Origin of the sequence: Nonomuraea sp. MG754425, assembly GCF_021699195.1 — a bacterium.
Lineage (GTDB): Bacteria > Actinomycetota > Actinomycetes > Streptosporangiales > Streptosporangiaceae > Nonomuraea.
This window is the reverse complement of the sequence record NZ_SSXE01000224.1, coordinates 1-14658: the sequence shown is the minus strand read 5'-3', so window position 1 is coordinate 14658 and position 14658 is coordinate 1. Positions and strand designations below refer to the sequence as shown.

Annotated in this window: 12 protein-coding genes and 1 pseudogene; 4 read left to right on the top strand and 9 right to left on the bottom strand. The window is 72.1% G+C overall.

The genetic code is table 11. The features are described 5' to 3' along the window. Together FAF44_RS45820 and FAF44_RS45815 are read right to left on the bottom strand one after the other, a co-directional pair. Nucleotides 1-1285: serine/threonine-protein kinase (locus tag FAF44_RS45820; RefSeq protein ID WP_237109739.1), on the bottom strand; the 1285-nt coding region annotated here is incomplete at its 3' end. Between the two features lie 86 nt (nucleotides 1286-1371). Further along, the gene (locus FAF44_RS45815; RefSeq protein WP_237109738.1) at nucleotides 1372-2010 is read right to left on the bottom strand and encodes a pyridoxamine 5'-phosphate oxidase family protein; all 639 of its coding nucleotides are present in this window, start codon (nucleotides 2008-2010) and stop codon (nucleotides 1372-1374) included. Nucleotides 2011-2081: 71 nt separating this feature from the next. Between FAF44_RS45815 and FAF44_RS45810 the strand changes: the two genes are divergently transcribed. Next, entirely contained in the window at nucleotides 2082-3575 is a 1494-nt protein-coding gene (locus FAF44_RS45810) for a PLP-dependent aminotransferase family protein (protein ID WP_237109737.1), read from the top strand. A gap of 559 nt (nucleotides 3576-4134) precedes the next feature. On the opposite strand, the pseudogene FAF44_RS45805 reads toward FAF44_RS45810, so the two are convergent. Together FAF44_RS45805 and FAF44_RS45800 are read right to left on the bottom strand one after the other, a co-directional pair. Further along, nucleotides 4135-4563: pseudogene (locus tag FAF44_RS45805) on the bottom strand (DegT/DnrJ/EryC1/StrS family aminotransferase); the annotation flags it as partial. After that, entirely contained in the window at nucleotides 4560-5642 is a 1083-nt protein-coding gene (locus FAF44_RS45800; protein ID WP_237109736.1) for a GNAT family N-acetyltransferase, read from the bottom strand. The pseudogene FAF44_RS45805 and the gene FAF44_RS45800, both read right to left, overlap by 4 nt. Nucleotides 5643-5798: 156 nt before the next feature. On the opposite strand from FAF44_RS45800, the gene FAF44_RS45795 reads away from it, so the two are divergent. The 3 genes from FAF44_RS45795 (at nucleotide 5799) to FAF44_RS45785 (ending at nucleotide 9199) form a co-directional block, all read left to right on the top strand. Continuing rightward, on the top strand, nucleotides 5799-6827 hold the full coding sequence (locus FAF44_RS45795) for a phosphotransferase family protein (protein WP_237109735.1): 1029 nt from the start codon (nucleotides 5799-5801) through the stop codon (nucleotides 6825-6827). 103 nt (nucleotides 6828-6930) lie between these two features. Next, on the top strand, nucleotides 6931-7683 hold the full coding sequence (locus tag FAF44_RS45790) for an SDR family oxidoreductase (protein ID WP_237109734.1): 753 nt from the start codon (nucleotides 6931-6933) through the stop codon (nucleotides 7681-7683). A gap of 127 nt (nucleotides 7684-7810) precedes the next feature. Next, entirely contained in the window at nucleotides 7811-9199 is a 1389-nt protein-coding gene (locus FAF44_RS45785) for a xylan 1,4-beta-xylosidase (RefSeq protein ID WP_237109733.1), read from the top strand. Here the strand turns inward: FAF44_RS45785 and FAF44_RS45780 are convergent. The 5 genes from FAF44_RS45780 to FAF44_RS45760 form a co-directional block, all read right to left on the bottom strand. Then, complete coding sequence (locus FAF44_RS45780; RefSeq protein WP_237109732.1) at nucleotides 9171-9632, bottom strand: acyltransferase; 462 nt, start codon at nucleotides 9630-9632, stop codon at nucleotides 9171-9173. The two genes, FAF44_RS45785 and FAF44_RS45780, sit on opposite strands and share 29 nt — an antisense overlap. Beyond that, nucleotides 9625-10398: an alpha/beta hydrolase gene (locus FAF44_RS45775; RefSeq protein ID WP_237109731.1), complete on the bottom strand. Its 774-nt coding sequence runs from the start codon at nucleotides 10396-10398 to the stop codon at nucleotides 9625-9627. Before FAF44_RS45775 ends, FAF44_RS45780 begins: the two co-directional genes overlap by 8 nt. Nucleotides 10399-10472: 74 nt before the next feature. Beyond that, nucleotides 10473-11123 carry a GNAT family N-acetyltransferase gene (locus FAF44_RS45770; protein ID WP_237109730.1) on the bottom strand — a complete coding sequence of 217 codons (651 nt, stop codon included), beginning with the start codon at nucleotides 11121-11123 and terminating at the stop codon, nucleotides 10473-10475. 41 nt (nucleotides 11124-11164) lie between these two features. After that, on the bottom strand, nucleotides 11165-12367 hold the full coding sequence (locus FAF44_RS45765; protein ID WP_237109729.1) for a DUF418 domain-containing protein: 1203 nt from the start codon (nucleotides 12365-12367) through the stop codon (nucleotides 11165-11167). A 42-nt stretch (nucleotides 12368-12409) separates the two neighbouring features. Continuing rightward, the coding region (locus FAF44_RS45760; protein WP_237109728.1) for a hypothetical protein at nucleotides 12410-14658 on the bottom strand (2249 nt) is incomplete at its 5' end.

Below are 14658 nucleotides of genomic sequence, written 5' to 3'. Positions count from 1 at the left end.
GGGTGGTACCCGGCGGGGGCGGATCGTCACGCGGGTCCCGTCCGGGCGGGTCCGGGTCCCGGTCCGGCTCCGGCGAGTTCTGCGGGACGGCCCGGGGAGTGCCCGCGGGTTCCGTGTCCGGTTCAGGCTCGGACACCGGCTCCGCCTCCGGGCGCGGGGCCCGGGACTCCTCCGCGGCGGGCGGCCCGGAGACCGCGGCCGTCGTGACCTGGCTCGGCGGTCCGGCCGCCGCCGCTCCGACCGGCTGTTCGGGCGGCTGCCTGTTGACCAGCACGACCGCCACCGCCACCGCCGCCACGGCGCTCACCGCGCCGCCCATCGCCAGCCGCCGCGCGTTCGTGCCCAGGACGCGCCGCGCGCCCGAACCGAGGTCGCGGAACACGGTCCTGGCCAGCGACGTGGCCGTCTCGGGCGGGGGCTGCGGCGTGGGCAGCAGCAGGGCCAGCAGCGCCACGAGCGCGGCCAGCCGCCGCCTGCCCCGCTCCTCCCAGTCCTCCCCGTACGCCGCCCTGGCCGTGGCCTCCAGCTCGGTCAGGAACGCGAGCGCGCCGTCGGGCCGCCGCGCCGGGTCCTTGTCCAGCCCGCGCCGCACCAGCTCGCGCACCGGCTCCGGCGCGTCGTGGAAGGGCACGGGGGCGTGCAGGTGCTGGTAGCCCAGCACGCTGGGCTCGGTCGAGCGGTACGGCCGGTGCCCGGTCAGGCACTCGAAGAACACGGCCGTGGCCGCGTACACGTCGGTCGCGGGCGAGGCCGGCCCGCCCTGCCACAGCTCGGGCGCCATGTACGGGGGCGTGCCCTCCGGCTGGGCGGCGCTGCCCTGCCGGACCGCGATGCCGAAGTCGACGAGCTTGCTGACCCCGTCGTCGCGCACGAGCACGTTCTCGGGCTTGTAGTCGCGGTGCACGAGACCCATGGCGTGCGCCCTGGCCAGCCCCAGCAGCGAGCCCTTCAGCACGACGAGGGCGGCCTCGACCTCGGTCGTCCCGTTCTCGCGCAGCAGGGCGCGCAGCGAGACGCCGTTGACCAGCTCCATCACGATGGCCGCGCCGCCGTCGTCCTGGATGTACTCCCACATCGTGGCGATGTTCGGGTCGCGCAGCGTGGTCAGCAGCCGCGCCTCCGACTGGAACCTGGCCAGGGCGGACGGATCGCGCAGCAACCGCGCGGACAGGTACTTGATCGCCACCCTGACGCCGGTCGCGTCGTGCACGGCGAGCGTGACGCGCCCGCTCGCGCCCGTCCCCAACTGCTTGATCTCCGTGTAACCGGGAGCGCTCCACTCCATTTTGCCTCTCCCATCAGGAGCCGGCCCACCTGATGAGACGTACGATCAAGGTGTCGGGTTTGCCAGGTGGTCCCGGATTAATGGAACTACTCCCGATGGAGAATGTGAACGGGTGTCTCGATACCTTCTGGGAGCACCGAATCCGGCTCGGGCGCGCCCCACGACGTGACCAGGGGCAACACCCCGGCCCACACCGGCAGGCCGTAGTCCTCCTCGTCGTCCTGCGGCCCGCCGCGCCTGATCTTGACCGACGCCTCCTCCAGCGACAGCGCCAGCACGGCCGTGGCGGCCAGCTCCTTGCGCGACGGCCCGCGCACGTAGTCCCACTGGCCCGGCGCGAGCTGCTCGACCAGGGCGCGCAGGCCCTCCAGATGTTCGTCCGGGTCCGTCACCAGGCGGGCCCGGCCGTAGATCATCGCCGAGCGGTAGTTCACGGAGTGGTGGAAGACCGAGCGGGCCAGCACGATGCCGTCCAGGTGGGTGACCGTGACGCACACCTCGCCGTCGCCGCCGGCCCGCAGCGAGCGGGCACCGGTGGAGCCGTGCAGGTAGAGGGTGTCGCCGATGCGTCCGTAGCCGGTGGGCACGACCATGGGGCAGCCGTTCACCACCACGCCCAGATGGCAGATGAGGCCGGTGTCGAGCACCTCGTACAGATCGTTCCTGTCGCCGCTGCCGCGCTCCTTCGAGCGCCCCAGCGCGGTGCGTGGAGTGGTGGAGAGCATGATTCGACGGTAACGACGAAGTGGACCTATCCTGTAGGGCCACTAGCTGACCCTTTCAAGAGACCACTTTCATGCGCACTCACGTTGACCTGCCGGTATCCCTCTCGCGAGAGTCGGCCGAACCGCTCATCACGCAGCTCGCCGGCCGGCTGCGCCAGGCCATGCTGGACGGCACGCTGTCCTCGGGCGAGCGGCTGCCGTCCACGCGGGCCCTGGCCGCCCAGCTCGCGGTGAGCCGGACGGTGGTGACCGAGGCGTACCAGCAGCTCTACGCCGAAGGCTGGCTGGACGGCCGGCACGGGTCGGGCACGTTCGTGGCCGCGATCGAGCAGGCGCCCCGGCAGCCCGCGGGCGGGGCGCACGCGCCGGCCCCGCCGCCGCCTCCCGCCGGCCTGATCGACCTCACCTCCGGCAAGCCCTGGGTGCGCGACTACGACCACGCGGCCTGGAAGCGGGCCTGGCGCAAGGCCGCCGACCTGCCGCCGGGCGACAACCCCGACCCGTACGGCCTGCCCCGCCTGCGCGAGCTGCTCGCCGAGCACCTCCGGCGCGTCAGGGGCATGGCCGTCGGCCCCGAGAACATCCTGGTCACCCGCGGCACCGGAAACGGCCTCGACCTGTGCGCACTCGCCCTGCTCGGCCCGGGAGCCAGGGCCGGGGTGGAGGAGCCGGGCTACCACGTGGCCCGCACGGTGTTCGCGGCCAGGGGCGCCGAGGTGGTGCCGTGCCCGGTGGACGAGGACGGCGTCGTCGTGGACGGCCTCCCCGCCGGCCTCCGCGTGCTCTACACCACCCCCGCCCACCAGTTCCCGCTGGGCGGGCGGCTGCCGATCCCGCGCAGGGAACGCCTGCTGGCCTGGGCCAGGAGCACGGGCGCGACGATCGTGGAGGACGACTACGACGCCGAGTTCCGCTACGACGTCGCCCCGCTGCCGGCGCTCTACGGCCTCGACCCCGCCAGGGTGGTGCTGCTCGGCACGCTGTCCAAGACCCTGGCCCCCGACGTCGGCGTTGGCTGGCTGGCCGGCGAGCCCGGCCTGGTCAGGCGGATCGCCGGGCTGCGCGAAGCGGTGGCCGACCGCACCAGCGGCCCCGTCCAGCAGGCCGTGGCCACCCTCCTCGAACGCGGCGACCTCGACCGGCACCTGCGCAGGATGCGCCTGGAGTACGCGCGCCGCCGCGCCGTCGTCGTCGAGCTGCTCGGCCCCGCCTGCCGCCTGCGCGGCGACACGGCCGGGCTGCACGTGCTGGCCGAACTGCCCGAGGCCCTGGTGCCCGTGGTGGTCGAGCGGGCCAGGGAGCGCGGGGTCCTGCTCGACTCCACCAGACGCCACCACCACGGCGACCCCGGCCTGCACGGCCTGGTCATCGGGTACGGCTCCGCCTCGCTGCCCGACCTGCGGCGGGGCTGCGAGAGCGTGGCCGCCCTCATCCGTACGGCCCGCGCCGAGGCGGCTCGAACCGGCGCAGGACCGGCAGGGAACGGGCGGCGTACATCGGGTCAACCGGCAGCACGTGCCTGGCCCACCAGCGGGCCGGGGCAGGGTCGGGAGAGCGCTCGGTGAAGGCGGGGGCGTAGTCGTCGTAGGGCGGGTCGTACAGGTAGCCGGTGGACACCCCGTGCCGTTCCAGCTCCCCGATGGCCGCGTCGCGGTCGTGGACCAGGAGCGGCACCCGGAACAGCGGCCGGGACAGGTCGTCGAGCACGGCGGGCGCGACCGTGGGCAGCTCGGCCAGGCGGCGCACGCCGGCGAGGCGGCGCGCGCGCTCGCGGGGCACCCCGGCCACCCGCCGCCGCTGGTACCAGCGGGCCAGCGGGCCGCGGCGGGCACGGTAGTCGTGCAGGTCGGCGCGTACCCAGGAGTCGAAGGGGGGCAGCGAGGGGGCCTGCTTGAGCGCCGTCGCCAGCTCCTGCGGACGCAGCGCGACGCGGTAGCCCTCGCGTTCCTCCTCCAGGCCGAGGCGGCGCGCCAGGCTCAGCGCCGGGCGTACGAGGTTGAGCGTGAGCGCCGCCTGGCGGGCCATGGAGGTGGCCACGCTCCACAGGTCGGCGCGCGCCGAGGAGGGGGTCAGCAGGGCGTCGCGGGCGCGGGTCAGGGCCAGTAGGTCGGCTGCGTCCTCGACGGCCAGCACGCCGCCCGAGCCCGCGCCCGGGTGCTTGGACAGGCTGAACACCGACGCGTGCCCGAACGTGCCCAGCGGTCGGCCGTCGAGGTCGCTCTCCATGGCGTGCGCCACGTCCTCGACGAGGATCTTGCCGGCGAAGGCGGGGGCGGCGTCGGGCAGGCCGTACAGGTTGGTGGTCAGGACCGCGTCGACGGCGTCGAGGTCGACCCGGGAGGCGTCGATGTTGCCGTCACGCGGCGACAGCGGCGCGATCACCGGGCGCAGCCCGGCCGCCAGCACGAGGAAGAGGATCTCGTCGGCGGAGATGGGCGACATCAGCAGCCGCTGGCCGGGCACGCACCAGTGGCGTAGTGCCAGGTAGAGCCCCAGCCGGTTGGACGGTAGCGACAGGCAGTGACGGCCCGTTCGCGCTGCGATGTGGTTCACCGCTGAAGCACGGTACGCAGTCTTCCGTAGGTTTTCAAGGTCTTGTCGGCGGTCTTCAGGAGCAACGGGTTGGCCATGACCGTGGCGCGCGTCTTGCGCACCGGCACCCGCATCACCCAGTGGACGCCCGCCACCGGGCCGAGCCTGGCCACGCGGCCCTCGGCCACCTCCAGCTCGCCGTTCTTGAGCTTGTCCTTGTACTCCTTCTGGCCCCGCCCCATGTCGATGACCTGGATGCCGGTCGCGGCGGCGCGCTCGGCCATCGCCAGGTGGTGGATGAGGCCGGGGGAGTACTTCGCGAAGCGGGTGTCGTAGGCGGGGAACCACCCGGCCAGCGTCGTACGGGTGCGCAGCCCGAAGTGCCCGGCCACCGGCCGCTCGTCCACGTAGATCATGTCCAGCACCCCGGCGAAGCTCTCCGACTGCGTGGCCAGCAGCCGCTCGACCAGCTCCACGATCCACTGCTGCGCGAACCGGTCGGTACGGCCGGTACGCCGGTACTGGTCGGTCTTCCAGCCCAGCAGGACGCGCAGGGGCTCCAGCTCGGCGGTCGCGTAGTCGTGCCGCAGCGAGCCGACCTCGCGCTGCAGTTTGCGGGACTTGGCCAGGGTGGACTTGTACGTCTTGCCGGAGTGCTCGAGCAGCGACCCCGTGTAGCGGTCCCAGCCGTCGCGAAGATCGATGATCGGGGACGGGTGGCGCTCGTGACGGGTGCCGAGCAGCGGCTGGCCGGACACCAGGTGGTCGAACTCGTAGACCGCCAGCCCGCACTCCTTGAGCAGCCGGGCCGGGTCGATCTGCAGGTCCTTGGCGTGCACGAGCCCCTGCGCGTCCGTCAGCCCCGCCGCGACCGGCTTGCCGATGCCGAGCGGATGTCGCTCGAAGGGGAAGAATCCCACGATGTCCGGGCCGTCGTGAATGACGGCGACCCGCACGACGTCGCGGAGCTCGCCGACCGTCAACGTGAACTCCGGCGACAGGAACGGGTTGTCGAACGCGCTGTCCGCCTCTTGCAGGGCGCGCCAGCGATTCACTTCGTCGTGGCCCAGTTCGCGAGGTAGGGCAAGGGTGACGTGCATGGGCTCCTACTGTCGGCGCACACTCTCTGGGCAAGCATGAGGCCAGGGGTGTACTGCCAGGTTAAAGGATCTCGCGCGATGCCATAGCCGCAGGTCCGGAACGTTACAAAACTCCCAGCCTGTCTTCAGGACCGAGTAACGTTCTAATGTGTCACCATGACCGTACCTGGCATCGACCACCCCCGTCTGGTCACGTGGATGGGCGCGAACGTGCCCGACGCCGGAGAACCCCTGTCCGTCTCGCTGATCTCCGGCGGCCGGTCGAACCTCACCTACCTGGTCGAGGCCGGGGAACGCCGGCTGGTGCTGCGCCGGCCGCCGCTCGGCCACGTGCTGCCCACCGCCCACGACATGCGCCGGGAGTGGCGGGTCATCTCGGCGCTCGCCCCGACGCCCGTGCCGGTGCCGGAGCCGATCGCGTTCTGCGCCGACGAGGACGTGATCGGGGCCCCGTTCTACCTCATGGGCCACGTCGAAGGCGTGGCCGTACGGACCAGGAGTCAGCTCGGGGACCCCTCGCCCGAGCGGACGCGGCGGCTGTCGGAGCGGCTGGCCGAGGTGCTGGCCGGCATCCACGCGGTGGACTACCGGGAGGTCGGGCTCGGCGACTTCGGGCGGCCCGAGGGCTACCTGGCCAGGCAGCTCGACCGCTGGTGCCAGCAGTGGGAGCGGTCGAAGACGGCCGACCTGCCGGAGTACGACCGGCTCGTGACCCGGCTGCGGGAGCGGCTGCCCGCCGAGACGGCGGGGACGCTGGTGCACGGCGACTACCGGCTGGACAACACGCTGCTGCGGCTCGGGGACCTGGAGATCGCCGCCGTGGTGGACTGGGAGATGTCCACGCTCGGTGACCCGCTGGCCGATCTGGGGCTCACGCTGACGTACTGGCACGAACCGGGGAGCGGGCCGGGCGGGCAGGCGCTGCCGGTGGCGGGCGACGTGACGGCGGCCCCCGGGTTCATGAACGTCCGCGAGTTCGCCGACCACTACGCCAAGGTGTCAGGGCGCGATATTTCAGACCTTGGGTTCTATGTGGCCTTCGGCAACTTCAAGCTCGCGGTCATCCTGGAGGGCATCCACGCCCGCTTCCGCCAGGGCAAGACCGTCGGGGAGGGCTTCGACGGCATCGGCGCGGCCGTGCCCTCCCTCGTCGCCCGCGGGCACCGCATGCTCGACCAGCACTGACCCGTCCCGGACCGCACCTCCTGGACCGCACCTCCTGGACCGCACCTCCTGGACCGCACCTCCTGGACCGCACCGAACGCCTCGACCCCCCGCAAGGAGCGTCATGAGCACAGTTGCACTGATCACCGGAGCCGCGAGCGGCATCGGGGCCGCCGTGGCCCGCCGCCTGTCGGCGGGCGGCGTCAGGTGCGTCCTCGTCGACCGGGACGGCGAGGGCGCCGAACGGCTGGCCAAGGAGTTGGACGGCACATGGCTGGCCGCCGACGTCAGCACCGAGGACGCCTCGCTGGAGGCCGTCGCGCTGGCCGAGCGGCGCTACGGGCGGCTGGACCTGCTCCACCTCAACGCCGGCATCTCCGGCGGGGTGAACCTGGCCGACTTCGACCTGGCCCGCTACCGCCAGGTCGTCGGGGTCAACATGGACGCCGTCGTCTTCGGCGTGCGGGCCGGCGTGCCCCTGCTCACACGCTCGGGCGGCGGCGCGATCGTCGTCACCGCGTCGCTGGCCGGGCTCACCGCCTTCTCCGGCGACCCGGTCTACACGATGACCAAGCACGCGGTTGTGGGGCTGGTCCGGGCGCTGGCCGAGCCGCTGGCCGCCCGGAACGTACGCATCGGCGCGGTCTGCCCCGGCTTCACCGACACCCCGCTCGTGGCCGACGCCCGGGAGATGTTCGTCAACGCCGGCTTCCCCCTGCTGACGGCCGAGGACGTGGCCGCCGCCGTCGAGTCCGCCTTCTACGCCGAGACCCCCGGCACGCTCCTCATCGTCCAGCCGGGCCGCCCGCCCGTGCCGTACCGGTACTCCGGCGTGCCCGGTCCGGCGGGAGGGCAGCGGCCACCTCGCGAAGACTGACGGCAAGCACCTTGCAAGCGGGACGATTAGCGTAATAAGGGCTGGACCCGGTCCAGCCCTTTGTACGTCCGCGAATCTTGTAGGTTCGTGATCCCCCCGAACGTCTCGCGAGGATGAGGAGCCTTCAGTGATCCCGACCGATGGCAGACACGCGCGCCGGCGCTCGCCATGGCCGATCGCACTCGGAGCCGGCATCCTCGCCGTCGTACTGGTGGCGGGCATCATGGTCTACGCCGCGATGCGGTCGAAGGAACGCGGCGTGTTCAAGGGCAGCGAGGTGGCCACCAACGCGCCCACCGAGCCCGCGCCGAGCCTCGAAGAGCCCCCTGCTCTCGACGCCTGGCCGCGCTGGGGCATCACCCACACCCAGTACAGCGCCGACAACGAGCCGCAGGAGGTCGTGGAGCAGGCCAGGGGCGTGCTCGGCCGGGTCCCCATGCTGCAGAACCAGCACATCATGGGCTGGGGCGTCGGCAACCCCGAGCCCAGCCCCGGACAGTACAACTTCCGCGACCTCGACCGGCGGCTGACCTTCATGGCCTCCTCGCGGGCCGTACCGGTGATCACGCTCTGCTGCGCGCCCGACTGGATGAAGGGCGGGCAGGCCGGGCGTACGGACTGGAGCAAGAACCACACGGTCGCCCCCGAGAAGGAGCACTTCGACGACTTCGCCAAGCTCGCGGCGCGGGTGGCCAAGCAGTACCCGACCGTCAAGCACTACATGGTGTGGAACGAGTTCAAGGGCTTCTGGGACCCGGCCACCAACCGGTGGGACGCCGAGGCGTACACGGAGATGTACAACAAGGTCTACACGGCGCTGAAGGCGGTCAACCAGGACATCCAGGTCGGCGGGCCGTACGTGTCGATCGGGAGCGACCAGCGCGGCGGCCCCTCCGAGCTCACCGGCCCGTGGGGGACGATCGACCAGCGCTCGCTCGACGCCGTCAAGTACTGGATCGACAACAAGAAGGGCGCCGACTTCATCGTCGTGGACGGCGCCTCCATGACCAACGACAAGGGCAACACCCCCGACGACTTCGCCGCCCAGGCCAAGTTCGGCGCCATCACCACGTGGTTGCGCGAGGAGAGCGACGACCTGCCGGTGTGGTGGGCCGAGTGGTACGTCGAGCCCGAGAACTCGCAGTGGAGCGAGGACAAGCGCACCGCCGTGCAGGCGACCGCGCTCATGGAGTTCGCCAGGAGCGGCGTCACCACCGCCCTGTACTGGAACCCGCAACTGAAGGGCGAGGGCGAGTGCGCCGGCTGCCTCTGGGCGCCCAAGGTGGGCGGCGAACTGCCCATGGCGGGGCTGCTCAGCGGGTTCACCAAGTGGTTCCCGTCCGGGGTGCGGGCGGAGGAGGTGCGGACCTCCGATCCGAAGGTGAAGGCGCTGGGGCAGGAGCGCCAGGTCGTGATGGTGAACACCTCCGACCAGGACGTCACGGTGACCGTGGACGGGCGGCAGGTCACGCTGCGGCCCTACGAGATCAAGTGGTCGGGCCGCGGGGGCGCCTGATCGCGACCGGGGTCCCGGCCTGCGGCGGGTGAGGGCTCGCGCCCGGCGGATCGGGGCTCATGGCCGGAGGGCCTCCGTCCGTGGCCGGTGGTGCGGCGTTCGTGGTGGTGGAAGGCGGCGCGGCAGGCGGCCAGGGCCAGGCCGAACCCCGGCAGCCAGGCCAGTCTGGCGGCCACCCACGGCCGCGTGCCGCCACCCACCCGCCCACCAGGAAGAACACCGCCAGCGTCTGGAACAGCCACGAGAGCGGCGCGAGCTGCGGCAACTCGCGCAGCGGGCTCGCCACGCGCACGGTCCCGCTGCCGGTGACGAGCGCCGTCACCAGCCAGCGGCCGAGCACCACGCCGAGCACGGCGAGCGCGCGCAGCCCGTCGAGCCCGCGGTCACGACCGGCCGGGGTCGCCGCTTCTAGGCGTTCGAGCAGGTCACGCACGCGGGGCGGCCCCCGAGACGATCGCGGCCAGGTTGCGCGGCCTGAGCGTGCCCGGCCGCAGGTGGTCGCCGCGACCGGCGCCGCCCGCCGCGAAGACGCGGACGCCCAGCGCCGGCAGGACCGGGTCCAGGCCGAGGCCCAGGGTGCGGCCCGGGGTGCGGCCCAGGGTGCGGAAGGGCGGCCGGAGCCGCACGTGCGGCTCGCCCCCGATCCGGTCGCGGCTCTCGCGGGCCGCCCGAGGAGGCGCGGACGTGCGCGGCGGGCCGGACGCGCCGGTGCCCGCGGCCCCGTACAGGACGACGTTCGCCACGTGGCCCAGCCCGGCGACGGCCCGGCCGCCCAGCTTCCGCCGAAGGGCAGGCGCCCCGGCGCGCGGCCCCCGGCACGTGTCGAGACCGGTGTCCGAGCCGGGCACCAGCACGGCGATCCCCTCGGCGATCGCCGAATCACCGAACGCCTCAGCGGCCCACCCCCTGTCGCGCTCGCCGAGCGTCTCGGCGGCCCGCCCGCCGGCACCGTCGTCGAAGGACGGCAACCGCCGCCGTGGGTCCGCCATCGCGTGCAGGGCCGCGGCCCGGCGTGCCTGCCCGTGGCGCGCCGCCGTCCGCCAGACGCTCTGGCGGACGGCGGCGCACCGGGCCTCGGTCGGAGTGCCGGGCGGGCGGATCGGCGCGGGAGCGGGCACCTCAGCGCTCGCCAGGGGCCCGGCCGCCGAGGCGGCGGACGTCGTGGCGGTGAGCAGGCTCCGGCGCGGGCGGGTGAACATGCGCCGAACCTACGGATCACCTCCCGTCACCGGCGTCCCGCCAGGGGATGGGTCCGTGACGTAGCTCTGAGGTACTACGCGGGCCGGTCGCTCACGGATAGCCCGAAGTGCGGCAGGCAGGGCTCCAGCTCGCGGATCTCCACCGGCACGGGCGTGGTGAAGTGCTCGCGGTCGAGCAGGAGCCGCTGCTGCACGGCCCGCCGCCCGCGGACCACGTGGACCGACACCCCGTTGGGCCGGTAGCCGAGCCTGCGCGAGACCGCCAGCGAGGCCGGGTTGTCCAGGAACGCGCCGGAGGCGGCCGTCAGGGCGCCGAGACCGGCGAAGGCCAGGTGCAGGACGGCGGCCCGCATCTCGGTGCCGAACCCCTTGCCCTGGTACGCGCGGCCCAGCCACGAGCCGGTGCGCACCTCGCGGCTGATCGCGAAGTCGTCGCCGTAGATGCCCTGGGTGCCGATCACGCGTCCCTCGTGGACGACCACGAAGTTGTACTGCCACGCCTCGGGCCGGGACCGGGCCAGGGCCTCCAGGTGGTAGCGCACGATGTTGGCGGGCAGTTCGGCGGCGGGCGCGTCGGTCCACGGCACGTCGAACGGCATCAGCTCGGGGTCGTGGACGCCCTCGAGGGCGCGGTCGGCCATTTCGTCGAGGTCGTCGAGGGACGGCAGCCGCAGTTCGAGGCGGGGCGTGGTCAGCCGCAGGTTGTGTACCGGCAAGTGGCGCATGCCGTCCCATTGTTCAGGGCCGGGTCGCCGGGCTCACCTGATTATCGGCGCACGGCGGGTCTGCCCCAGTACGTCAGGTAACGCAGGAACCACTCGACCGGCCCGTACCGTCGCCGGGCGAGCCACCAGCGGCTGTAGCCGACCTGGAGCACGAAGATGCCGAGCGCGATCACCACCTCCAGCGGCGGGCTGACCCGGTCCACCAGGGCCAGGCCGTACCCGGTGAAGATCAGTGAGCAGATCAGCGACTGCGCCAGGTAGTTCGACAACGCCATCCGGCCGGGCGCCGCCAGCGCCCGTCCCAGCCGGGGCAGGTACGGCAGCACCCGCAGGAACGTGGCCGCGTACGCCGCCGCCAGCAGCGGAGCCGTCACCAGGTCCACCGCCTCGCCCCAGAACTTGTGCACGGAGGCGTTCCACGCCGACGACGCGTAGAACGCCGCGCCGGCCAGCCCGACCGTGAACCCGGTCCACTGGAGCCTGCGCAACGTCGTCGTGTACGCGCCCAGGTCGCGCAGGACGCCCAGCCGGCCCACCGCGAGCCCGATCAGGCAGGCCGCCAGCACGGCGGGGCCCTGGAAGAGCACGCGGGCCACGATGATCAGCGACAGCTTCCTGAGGTGCTCGGAGACGATCTGCCAGAACGCCCCGCCGAGGGCCGAGTTGGACGCGGCGGCCTCCACCGACCCGTCCGCCACCCGGCCCGACATGTCGAACCCGGCCGTGGCCAGCACCGCCAGCAGCATGAAGCCCAGTGCCAGCAGCAGCGTCAGCACGACGGCCAGCGCGATCGCCGTCTTCGGCTGGACCCCGCGCAGGACCAGCAGGGCCAGCCCCACGGCCGCGTACGTCGTCAGGATGTCGCCGGGGAACAGCAGCACCGCGTGCGCCAGCCCGAGCAGGAACAGCCCGGCCAGCCGCCGCAGGAACATCGGCGTGAACGGCCGTCCCCGCCGCCGGGCCGAGTCCATCTGGAGCGTGAAGCTGTAGCCGAACAGGAACGAGAACAGCAGGTAGAACTTGTTCTCCAGAAACAGCGTGACGACCCACCGCACAGCCCAGTCGAGGCCCGAGTCGAACGCGGGCTCCGCCAGCCCGGCCATCCGGTAGCCGGAGGCCAGGAAGGCGATGTTCACGACGAGGATGCCGAGCAGCGAGAAACCCCGTAAGGCATCGACGGAGGCGATCCTCGCGGCGGCGAGTCGTGCATCCGGCCTGGCGGGATGTGTCTCCTGTGTCGTCATCGGAGGACATCATCCCGCACAAGCTGAGTGTTTCCTGTGAATTCAGTTATTTTGCGCTATATAGATAAACCGCTCAATGATCACCGCGAGTGCCACCGCGAATGCCGGTATTGCCAGGAACAGCAGGCGTTTGCGCGCCTTCGGCGCCCGCTTCGGCCCATTGAGCCGGATGATCTCGAACGCGAGCAGCGCCACCCAGGTCACGGCCAGCGCGCCGATCCCCACCGGTGTCCATGGGGAGGTGGGGTCGCCGCGTCCCTTGTAGGGGTTCGGTTCGGGGATCTCGGTGCCCCGGACGAACGTCTTCCACGTGTAGAGCGCCGCGTCGTCGTTCGCGAAGACCCGCTTCAGATCGGGGGACTTGTCCAGCGCGGCACGGAACCTCTCACCCCAGTCGGCCGGGAAGCCCTCGTTGAGCTGCAGGTAGCTCACCTGGCCGCGGCTCACCATCAGGTACGAGTTCCGCGACGCCTCCTTCAGCGCCTCCACGGCGTCGGCGGTCTGCGTCGGGTCCTTGTGCACGAGCGCCTGAAGGTTGAAGCTCACCTGCTCGACGTCCCGCTCACCCCACGGCATCGTCGGGGTGACCTCCGGTCCCTCCTTGGGCACCAGGTAGAGCACCCGCGCGCTGGGCTTGTCGTGCTCGTAGACGTAGTGCAGGGCGGCCACCTCGCCGGTGGTGACCCGCTCGAACTTCTCGTTGCCGTACCTGGCCAGCAGGAACGTGAACGCGAACATGACCGCGAAGCACGCCGCCAGCACGAGCGAGATCTTCTTGGTCAGCTCGGGGTTGAAGCGCACGTTCCGCTTGCGCAGCGGCACGGTCTCCTCGCGCACGTCCGCGCTGTCGGCCGGCAGGTTCGGGAAGAACGCGTACGCGGCCAGCAGGCAGGAGCCGGGCAGCGCGAACATGTAGATGCGCAGCCCGATCTCGCCGCCGTAGCTCTGCAGGCCCAGCGCCAGCACCGGCACGCACAGCAGGATCAGCGCCGACCGGTCGAACACCCCGCGCCGCAGCCGCCGGAACAGCCCGGCCGCCGCGCACGCCAGGATCACCCCGAGGATGCCCAGGCGGGCCTGCAGCACGATCTCGTGCGCGGGGTCGCTGCCCTCGATGCGGTCGCCGGTGTTGCTGCGCAGGTTCTGCAGGATGTTGCCCAGGCCGCCGAAGATCGTGTCGATCTGGCTGGACCAGAAGCCCACCGTCATGTAGCTGATCCAGGCCAGCACGATCAGCCCGAGGAAGAACGGCAGCGCCCAGGTCAGCGTGGTCCGCTTGAAGATCAGGAACGCCGTCACCACGCCGAGCATCATGAACGGCGTGATCTGGTGCGAGGCCACCGACGCCACGAACAGCGCCACCAGCAGCATCAGCATCAGCAGCTTGTCGGCCCTGAACGTGCCGGTGTTGGCCAGTTCGCCCGGCGTCATCGCGTCCAGCTTGCCGATCAGCTTGCGCAGGCCCTTGGGCGGGATCGGCTTCGTGCGCTGCTCGACGCGTCCGAACCATCTCAGCAGGATCGCCACGAACGCCAGATACAGGGCGAAGGTGAACCCCTGCGGCGAGAAGTAGTCCTGGCCGATCCACTGCACCAGCACGAACAGCAGCGCCGCGAACCACCGCGCCCGCGTGGTCGCCACCACCTGGCGCAGGATCAGCACGAACGGCAGCAGGTAGAGCAGGTTCGACAGCAGCGGGGTCCACTGCAGGATCGGCGTCAGGTCGGTGATCCCGGCGGCCTTCGTCACGAACGCGAACAACGCGAAGAAGCCCGGCCAGCCCATGCGGGCGTCGATGTTGATCGCCGTCTCGCCGGTCCTGCCGATGAACTCGACGAAACCCGCGTGGATGTAGGCGGTCGGGAAGCGCGGCTCCTCGGCCACCAGCGCGCCCGCGCCGTGCAGGGCGAAGGTGATGGCGGCGATCTGGAACAGCAGCAGGAACTTGCGGTCGGAGCTCTGGGAGACCGTGATGAAGAACGACACGATCATGATCAGGATGGCGATGAACGCGGTGACGGGCAGTGCCGAGATCAGGCCCATGCCGTCGATGTCGGCCGGGTCCACGCCGCGCAGCGGGCCCGGGGGGACCTTGAGCGCGAGGACGTACATGACCAGGCCCTCGAGGACCAGCAGCACGGGCAGCCACTTGGGCGCGCTCGCGACCAGCGCCCCGACCCTGGCCCCGAACGTACGGGGCCCGGCGGGCGCGGTGGCCGGGCGCGGGGGCTGCTGGGGGGCCTGCGGCCCCGACGGCCCCTGCGGGCGCGGGCCCGGCGCGGGGCCCGGGT

Excerpts from the sequence above, each read along its gene's own strand:
- FAF44_RS45815 (WP_237109738.1), bottom strand. The coding sequence starts at position 2,010 with ATGCTCTCCACCACTCCACGCACCGCGCTGGGGCGCTCGAAGGAGCGC.
- FAF44_RS45810 (WP_237109737.1), top strand. The coding sequence starts at position 2,082 with ATGCGCACTCACGTTGACCTGCCGGTATCCCTCTCGCGAGAGTCGGCC.
- FAF44_RS45800 (WP_237109736.1), bottom strand. The coding sequence starts at position 5,642 with ATGCACGTCACCCTTGCCCTACCTCGCGAACTGGGCCACGACGAAGTG.
- FAF44_RS45795 (WP_237109735.1), top strand. The coding sequence starts at position 5,799 with ATGACCGTACCTGGCATCGACCACCCCCGTCTGGTCACGTGGATGGGC.
- FAF44_RS45790 (WP_237109734.1), top strand. The coding sequence starts at position 6,931 with ATGAGCACAGTTGCACTGATCACCGGAGCCGCGAGCGGCATCGGGGCC.
- FAF44_RS45775 (WP_237109731.1), bottom strand. The coding sequence starts at position 10,398 with ATGTTCACCCGCCCGCGCCGGAGCCTGCTCACCGCCACGACGTCCGCC.
- FAF44_RS45770 (WP_237109730.1), bottom strand. The coding sequence starts at position 11,123 with ATGCGCCACTTGCCGGTACACAACCTGCGGCTGACCACGCCCCGCCTC.
- FAF44_RS45765 (WP_237109729.1), bottom strand. The coding sequence starts at position 12,367 with ATGACGACACAGGAGACACATCCCGCCAGGCCGGATGCACGACTCGCC.